The following is a 6,129-nucleotide window of genomic DNA, read 5'->3' as shown; positions in this document are numbered from 1 at the left end:
GATTCGTGGGTTCCGGATCGAGCCGGGCGAGGTCGAGGCCGTCGTCGCCGCGCATCCGCAGGTGGCGCAGGCCGCCGTACTCGCCCGCGAGGACGTCCCCGGCGAAGCGCGTCTGGTGGCCTACGTGGTGGCCGAGGGATCTGTCGCCGACCTGTCCCAGACCGTCCGTGCGTTCGCCGCCACACGACTGCCCGAGTACATGGTTCCCTCCGCGGTCGTCGTCCTCGAGGCGCTGCCGCTGTCGGTGAACGGCAAGCTGGACCGCAAGGCCCTCCCGGCGCCGGAGTATGTCACCGGAGCGGGCCGGGGTCCGTCGAACGCGCGTGAGGAGATTCTGTGCGCGGCGTTCGCCGACGTGCTGGGCCTGGAGAGCGTCGGCGTCGACGACGACTTCTTCCGCCTCGGCGGCCACTCGTTGCTCGCCGTGCGCCTGGTGGAGGTGCTGCGTGGGCATGGTGTGTCGGTGTCCGTGCGGGCGTTCTTCCAGGCCCCGACTCCGGCCGCCCTCGCGGCCTCCACAGGCGCCACGCAGGTGGAGGTGCCGGCAAATCTGATCCCCGCCGACGCGCGGGAGATCACCCCGGGGATGCTGCCCCTGGTCGACCTGACCGCCGACGAGGTCGAGCGGATTGTGGCCACCGTCGAGGGCGGCGCCGCGAACATCGCTGACGTCTACCCGCTCGCCCCGCTCCAGGAGGGCCTGCTCTTCCACCACCTCCTGGCCGAGGGCGGCGAGGACGCCTACGTCCTGCCGACGGTCCTGGAGTTCGACTCGGCGGAGCGGCTCGACTGCTTCGTCCGCGCACTCCAGCAGGTGATCGACCGGCACGACATCTACCGGACGTCGATCGTCTGGGAAGGGCTGCGCGAGCCGGTCCAGGTGGTCTGGCGCAAGGTCGTCCTGCCGGTCACCGAGGTGGCCCTCGACCCGCAGCTCGCCGACCCGGTGGCCGAGCTGGTGGCCCGGGTGGGCGCCGCGATGGACCTGGGCCGCGCTCCCCTGATCACGGTTCACGTCGCGCTGGTCCCCGGCACCGACCAGAGGCTCGCACTGGTGCGTCTGCACCACATGGTGCAGGACCACACGGCGCTGGAGGCCCTGCTCGACGAGGTGGAAGCCTTCATGGCGGGCCGTGGGAACGCGCTTCCCGAGCCGCTGCCGTTCCGAAGCGTCGTGGCGAAGGCACGCGGCGGCGCGGCCAGGGCGGAGCACGAGCGGTACTTCAGGGAGTTGCTGGGAGACGTCGACGAGCCGACCGCCCCGTACGGGCTGGCTGACACACGGGGCGACGGAGCAGACTCGGTGTCGGCCGTGGTGCCCTTCGAACCGGAGCTGAACGACCGGCTGCGCGACGTCGCACGCAGACTGGGCACCAGCGCGGCGACGGTCATGCACGTTGCGTGGGCGCGCGTGCTCGCGGCGGTCTCGGACCGCCAGGACGTCGTCTTCGGCACCGTACTGCTGGGCCGGATGGGTACCGGTTCCGGATCGGGCCGGGTGCTGGGTCCGTACATCAACACGCTTCCGGTGCGTCTGCGCACTGGAGAGGTGGGCGCGCTGGCCGCGGTCACGGCGATGCGGGGTCAGCTGGCGGAACTGCTGGAGCACGAGCACGCGTCGTTGGCCATGGCTCAGCAGGCCAGTGGAGTGGACGGTGACACACCCCTGTTCACCTCGCTCTTCAACTACCGCCACAACGCGCCCCAGAGTGCCGAGCAGACGTCTGGCGACCGGGTCGACGGCGTGCGGACGGTGTTCGCGCAGGAGCGCACCAACTATCCGCTGAGCGTCTCGGTCGACGACAACGGCGACTCGATCTCGCTTGCCGTGGACGCCGTGTCCCCGGTCGATCCGCGGGCTGTGGGCGTGCTGCTGCGCACCGCCACCGAGTACCTGGTCGGCTCGCTGGAGACGGCGCTGGCAGGCGGCGCGGACCAGCAGCTGAGCGTGCTTCCGGTCCTTGCCGAGGACGAGCTGCGCCAGGTCCTCACCGAGTGGAACGACACGGCGGCTGCCGTGTCCCCGGTGCCGGTGGTCGGGCTGTTCGAAGGCTGGGCGGCCCGGACACCGGACGCGACGGCGGTCGTCGCGGGTGGCGCCGAGGTGTCGTACGCGGAACTGGACGCGCGGGCGGACCGCCTGGCGCGGTTCCTGTCCGGGAGGGGTGTCGGCCCGGAGTCGGTGGTCGCACTCGTGCTCGACCGGGGTGTGGATCTGATTGTGGGGGTGCTGGCGGTGCTGAAGGCGGGTGCCGCCTATCTGCCGGTGGATCCCGAGTACCCGACCGAGCGGATCACGTTCATGCTCCGGGACGCGGAGCCGGTGCTGGTGCTGGCCTCCGCCGCCACCGCCGTGGTGGTGGCCGAGGCGGAAACGCCGGTGGTGCTCGTCGACTCGGCCGACGCCCTCCGGGAGACAGCGGAACCGGTCCCGGGCGAGCGTGCGGCTGCGCGGCCGGAGCAGCTGGCGTACGTGATCTACACGTCGGGTTCGACGGGGCGGCCGAAGGGGGTGGGCGTCCCGCTCGGGGCATTCGCCAACACGGTGGCGGCGTTGGCCCGCTTCGGAGCCGGTCCTGGGTCCCGGGTGGCACAGTTCGCCTCGGTGAGCTTCGACAACTTCTGCCTGGAGTGGTCGCTGGCTCTCACGTACGGGGCCACGCTGGTGGTGGTGCCGCAGGACCGCCGTCTGGGCGCGGAACTCGCCGGCTTCTTCGTGGAGTCGGGCGTGACGCACGCGACGCTGCCCCCCGCCGTGCTCGGGGATCTGGACGAGGGGTCGATCGCGGCGGAGGTCGTCCTGGAAGTGGGCGGCGAGGCGTGCCCGCCGGAGCTCGTCGACCGCTGGGCCGGCGGGCGGCGGATGTTCAACACCTACGGCCCGACCGAGACGACCGTCGACGCGCTCGTGTGGCAGGCCCGGCCGGGAGTGAACGAAGTGCCGGTCGGAGTGCCGATCGGCAACGCCCGCGCGTTCGTCCTGGACGGCTCGCTGTCACCGGTCCCGGTGGGCGCGGCCGGTGAGCTGTACCTGGCCGGGGCGGGGCTGGCGCGCGGGTACCTGGGGCGTGCGGGTCTGACGGCGGAGCGCTTCGTCGCCGATCCGTTCGGCGCGGTGGGCGAGCGCCTGTACCGCACGGGTGACCTGGTGCGGTGGCGCTCGGACGGGAACCTGGAGTACCTCGGCCGGGCCGACGATCAGGTGAAGGTCCGCGGCTTCCGGATCGAGCTGGGCGAGGTCCGGGCCGCGGTGGCCGCACACCCGCAGGTCACGCAGGCGGTGGTGGTCGCACGGCGGGAGTCGGCGGGTGACACGCACCTCGTCGCCTATGTCATCGGTGCCGAGGGAGCGGTCGGCCTCCCCTCCTCGGTCCGGGAATTCGTCGGGCAGCAGCTGCCCGCGTACATGGTGCCGTCGGCCGTCGTGGTGCTGGACGCGCTGCCGTTGACGGTGAACGGCAAGCTCGACCGCGCGGCACTGCCCGCTCCGGAGTACACGACCGGTACAGGCCGTGGTCCGGCCACGCTCCAGGAGGAGCTGCTGTGCGGCGTGTTCGCACAGGTGCTGGGGCGGGACGGGGTCGGGGTGGACGACGACTTCTTCGCCCTTGGAGGCCACTCCCTGCTCGCCACCCGGCTGATGAGCCGGATCCGGACCGTCCTGGGAGTGGAGGTGCCGCTGCGCACCCTGTTCGACGCCCCCACGGTGGGCGGCCTGGCCGCACGCCTGAACGGAGCCGACACGGCACGGGTGGCGCTCACGCCGGGGGAGCGGCCGGAGCGGGTGCCGCTGTCGTACGGGCAGCGACGGCTGTGGTTCCTGGGGCAGTTGGAGGGCCCGAGCGCCACGTACAATGTGCCGGTCGCGCTGAAGCTTCTCGGCCGGTTGGACGAGGAGGCGCTGAACGCGGCCCTGCGGGATGTGCTCGGTCGGCACGAGGTGCTGCGCACGGTCTTCCCGATGGTGGACGGCGAGCCGTACCAGCAGGTCCTTCCGGCGACCGGGCTGGAGTGGCAGCTGTCGGCGGCCGACGTGGCGGCCGGGGAGCTGGATGCCGCCGTCGCCGAAGTGGTGGGACACCTCTTCGACCTGGAGGCGGAGCTGCCGATCAAGGCCGGCCTCTTCCGCACTGCTCCCGAGGAGCACGTCCTGGTGGTGACCATCCATCACATCGCCAGTGACGGATGGTCGACAGGAGTACTGGCACGTGACATCTCGGTGGCCTACGCGGCGCGGTGCGCGGGCCGGGCCCCGGAATGGGCACCACTGCCCGTCCAGTACGCCGACTACGCGCTGTGGCAGCGCGGCCTCCTGGGCGACGAGCGCGACCCGGAAAGCCTGATTTCCCGCCAGGCCGACTACTGGCGGGGTGCCCTGGAGGGCTCGCCGGAGGAGCTCACGTTGCCCTTCGACCACCCGCGCCCCGCCGTGCCCTCGCACCTGGGTCATCAGGTGCCGGTCCAGGTCCCCGCAGAAGTCCACGCCCGGCTGGTGAAGCTGGCGCAGACCGAGGGCGTGACGGTGTTCATGGTGCTGCAGGCTGCCCTGGCGGTGCTGTTCTCGCGCCTGGGTGCCGGCACGGACATCCCGATCGGTTCGCCCAATGCCGGCCGCACCGACGAGGCTCTGAACGACCTGGTCGGCTTCTTCCTCAACACCCTCGTGGTGCGCACCGACCTGTCCGGCGACCCGACGTTCCGCACGGTGCTGGGCCGGGTGCGGGAGCGGAGCCTGGAAGCACTCACGCACCAGGACGTCCCGTTCGAGCGGCTTGTGGAGGAGCTGGCACCGAGCCGTTCCATGGCCCGCCATGCGCTGTTCCAGGTGATGCTCACCCTGCAGAACACCGAGGAGGCGGTGCTGGACCTGCCCGGTCTCCGGGTGGAACCGATGGCGACAGGTGCGGCGCTGGCCAGGTTTGACCTCGATGTCATTGTGGCCGAGGCGTTCGACGAGCGCGGGGCGCCGGCAGGTGTGGTGGGCTCGGTGACCGCGGCGGCGGACCTGCTCGAAGTGGAGTCCGCCCGGCGGATCGCGGCCCGCCTGGAACAGGTGCTTGACGTGCTGACCGGCGATCCGCAGCTGCGGCTCAGCGCGGTGGACGTGCTGGGCGACGCCGAGCGCGAGCGGTTGCTGATGGAGTGGAACGCGACCGAAGCCGAGGTGCCGTCGGGTTCGGTGGCGGAGCTGTTCGCGGCGCAGGTGGCGCGGGTTCCGGACGCGGTCGCCGTGGTCGCGGACGGTACGGAAGTGTCGTACGCGGAGCTGGACGCGAGGGCGGACCGGCTGGCCCGGCTGTTGATCGGCCGGGGTGTGGTGCCGGAGTCGGTGGTCGGGGTGTGTCTGGAGCGCGGGATCGGTCTGATGGTGGCGCTGCTCGCGGTGGCGAAGGCCGGCGGCACGTACATGCCCATCGACCCGGCTTATCCGGTGGACCGGATCGGGTACATGCTGGAGGACGCCGGGCCGGTGGTGGTGCTGGCTTCTTCGGATACGGTGCCGGTTGTTCCGGGTTCGGTGGTGTTGGTGGATGCGCCGGACACAGTGGCGGAGCTGGCGGCACTGGACGACGCGGCACTGGTCGATCCGGCAGCGCGGTTGGAGAGTCCGGCGTATGTGATCTACACGTCGGGTTCGACGGGGCGGCCCAAGGGTGTGCTGGTGTCGCATGCGGGTGTGGCGAGTCTGGTGGCGGGTCATGTCCGGTTCTTGGGGGTCGGTGCCGGATCGCGGGTGGGTCAGTTCGCGTCGGCCGGCTTCGACACCTTCGGCTGGGAGTGGCTGATGGCGCTGCTGACCGGTGCGACGTTGGTGGTGATTCCGCAGGAGCGGAGGTTGGGTGAGGCTCTGCCGCGGTTCCTGGCGGAGCAGCGAGTAACGCATGTGACGTTGCCGCCGGCCGTTCTGGCCACCCTGGACGAGGCCTCGATAGGTGAGGACGTCGTTCTGGTGACCGCCGGTGAGGCGTGTCCACCGGAGGTGATGGCGCGCTGGGCGCGAGGTCACCGGCTGTTCAACTCCTACGGTCCGACCGAGACGACGGTGGATGCGACGCTGTGGCGTTGTGATCCGGAAGCTGTGGAGGTGGCGATCGGGTCGCCGGTGGTGAATACCCGGGTGTTCGTGCT

General features: G+C 71.3%; 1 protein-coding gene. It reads left to right on the top strand.

Annotation, left to right across the window (positions count from 1 at the left end):
* Positions 1-6,129, top strand: a 6,129-nt coding sequence (locus AC068D_RS35500; RefSeq protein ID WP_478827280.1) for an amino acid adenylation domain-containing protein, incomplete at both ends; no start/stop codon positions are given.

This window comes from Streptomyces sp. NPDC043861 (genome assembly GCF_056435905.1).
This window is presented reverse-complemented; position numbering and strand designations above follow the sequence as displayed.